The sequence below is a fragment of the Mycobacterium sp. TH-M106 genome (assembly GCF_057473765.1).
On the sequence record NZ_JBYCLE010000654.1, the window covers coordinates 1 to 2,070 of the forward strand.

At 66.2% G+C, this 2,070-nt stretch carries 5 protein-coding genes; all 5 read left to right on the forward strand.

Annotated features, from left to right (window positions below; genetic code table 11):
• The coding region (locus AC2VOP_RS21805) for a zinc finger domain-containing protein (RefSeq protein WP_486962902.1) at positions 1-390 on the forward strand (390 nt) is incomplete at its 5' end.
• 124 nt (positions 391-514) lie between these two features.
• Positions 515-796, forward strand: coding sequence for an antitoxin (locus AC2VOP_RS21810; RefSeq protein ID WP_486962903.1), 282 nt, complete (start codon positions 515-517; stop codon positions 794-796).
• Complete coding sequence (locus AC2VOP_RS21815) at positions 783-1,226, forward strand: type II toxin-antitoxin system VapC family toxin (protein ID WP_486962906.1); 444 nt, start codon at positions 783-785, stop codon at positions 1,224-1,226. The genes AC2VOP_RS21810 and AC2VOP_RS21815 overlap by 14 nt, the downstream gene beginning before the upstream one ends.
• Before the next feature lie 147 nt (positions 1,227-1,373).
• Positions 1,374-1,655, forward strand: coding sequence for an acylphosphatase (locus AC2VOP_RS21820; protein WP_486962904.1), 282 nt, complete (start codon positions 1,374-1,376; stop codon positions 1,653-1,655).
• Positions 1,656-1,705: 50 nt separating this feature from the next.
• Positions 1,706-2,070, forward strand: a 365-nt coding sequence (locus tag AC2VOP_RS21825; protein WP_486962905.1) for an AAA family ATPase, incomplete at its 3' end; no start/stop codon positions are given.

Genomic DNA, 2,070 nt, shown 5'->3' on the forward strand with positions numbered 1-2,070 from the left:
GTGTTGCGGCGCAAGCATTCTGAGATCAAACGTCAGCTGCTGGACCAAACTGTGGTGTCGGGCATCGGCAACATCTACGCCGACGAGGCGCTGTGGCGGGCGGGGGTGCACAGCGCGCGGGTGGCCGCCACGCTGCCCCGGCGGCAGTTGCGGGCGGTGCTGGATGCGACCGCTGACGTGATGCGCGACGCGTTGGCCGCCGGCGGCACCTCGTTCGACGCGCTGTACGTCAACGTCAACGGCCAATCCGGCTACTTCAATCGCGCCCTGAACGCCTATGGCCGCGAGGGCGAGCCGTGCCGGCGCTGCGGCACGCCGATCCGCCGGGAGAAGTTCATGAACCGTTCGTCGTTCTCCTGTCCGAAATGCCAGCCCCGCCCCCGTCGCTGAGCCTCCTCCCCGCGCGAGAGTGCGTGTCGCCGGCCGACACGCCGGGCACATCGCCGGGTTCACGCACGCTCGCCCGACGGTCGCGATGTAGCCATAAAACCAGGAAAGCAGTATACTGGCTAACATGAAAACGACGCTGGAGTTGCCCGACGAATTGATGCGGGCAATCAAGGTCCGTGCGGCGCAGCAGGACCGCAAGATTAAAGACGTCGTGGCCGAACTGCTCAGGCGAGCCCTGTCGCAGCCGGAGAGCGCAGCTGCAGCTCCAGGGCCGCGGCGGGTCCAGCTGCCATTGGTGCAGTGTGGCGTTGCAGCTGGCCCGGAGATGACGCCGCAGCGTGTCGCCGCAGCCCTGCTCAACCAGGATGCCGATTGGTCGTCCGGGCGCGGCGATGCTGCTGTGTGACACCAACGTCTGGTTGGCGCTGGCGCTTTCTGGGCACGTGCACCACATGGTCACACGCGCATGGCTGGACACGGTCGACGAACCCGGCGTCATCCACTTTTGCCGCGCCACCCAGCAGTCGTTTCTCCGGCTGCTGACCAACCGCACAGTGCTGGGTGCATACGGCAGACCGCCGCTGAGCAACGACGAAGCGTGGGCCGCCTATGCGGCGTTGCTGGACGACGACCGCATTGTCATGACCAACCGAGAACCCGACGGTCTGGAGGCCCACTGGCAGGCGTTCGCGGCACGCCGGTCGGTAGCACCCAAGGTCTGGATGGACGCGTATCTGGCCGCATTCGCGCTCACGGGTGGGTTCGAGTTGGTGAGTACCGACTCCGACTTCACTCAGTACAGCGGGATCGCGCTGCGGCTGCTCACCACGTCATGAACGGTCGAACTTCTCCCCGCTACCGGCCGATCTCGACGCAACGTAAGCCGCCGGCGGTACAAAAGAACCCATGACGAAATTGTGGGTCGAACGCCCGCACGCCCAAGTCGGGCACCACGGTCGCCTTCACCACGTTCCCTGTGGCTGATGTCCGAGTCTGACGTTCGCCTTGCCGCCTTGGTGCGCGGGCGGGTGCAGGGAGTCGGCTTTCGCTGGTGGACCCGGTCACGTGCGTTGGAACTGGGTCTGAGCGGATACGTCGCCAACCGCATCGACGGACGCGTGCTGGTCGTCGCGGAGGGGCCGCGGGAAACCTGCCAACACCTGCTTGACCTGCTGCAAAGCGGTACCACGCCCGGTCGCGTCGACGCCGTCGTCGCCGACTGGTCGCAAGCGAGCGAGGACATCGACGGATTCAGCGCGCGGTAATCGCGTGCGGACCGGTAGACCGCGGTCGCACGCCGGTAGTCTCACAGGTCGTGCACCTCAAGAGTCTGACGCTGAAGGGCTTCAAATCCTTCGCGTCGCCGACGACTCTGCGCTTCGAACCGGGCATCACCTGCGTGGTCGGGCCGAACGGCTCGGGTAAATCCAACGTGGTCGACGCGCTGGCCTGGGTGATGGGCGAGCAGGGCGCCAAGTCGCTGCGCGGCGGCAAGATGGAGGACGTCATCTTCGCCGGCACGTCATCGCGCGCGCCTCTGGGCCGCGCCGAGGTCACCGTCACTGTCGACAACTCCGACAACACGCTGCCGATCGACTACACCGAGGTGTCGATCACCCGGCGGATGTTCCGCGACGGCGCCAGCGAATACGAGATCAACGGCGCCAGTTGCCGGTTGAT

Coding starts and splice junctions, on each gene's coding strand:
- AC2VOP_RS21810 (WP_486962903.1), top strand. CDS start 515: ATGAAAACGACGCTGGAGTTGCCCGACGAATTGATGCGGGCAATCAAG.
- AC2VOP_RS21815 (WP_486962906.1), top strand. CDS start 783: ATGCTGCTGTGTGACACCAACGTCTGGTTGGCGCTGGCGCTTTCTGGG.
- AC2VOP_RS21820 (WP_486962904.1), top strand. CDS start 1,374: ATGTCCGAGTCTGACGTTCGCCTTGCCGCCTTGGTGCGCGGGCGGGTG.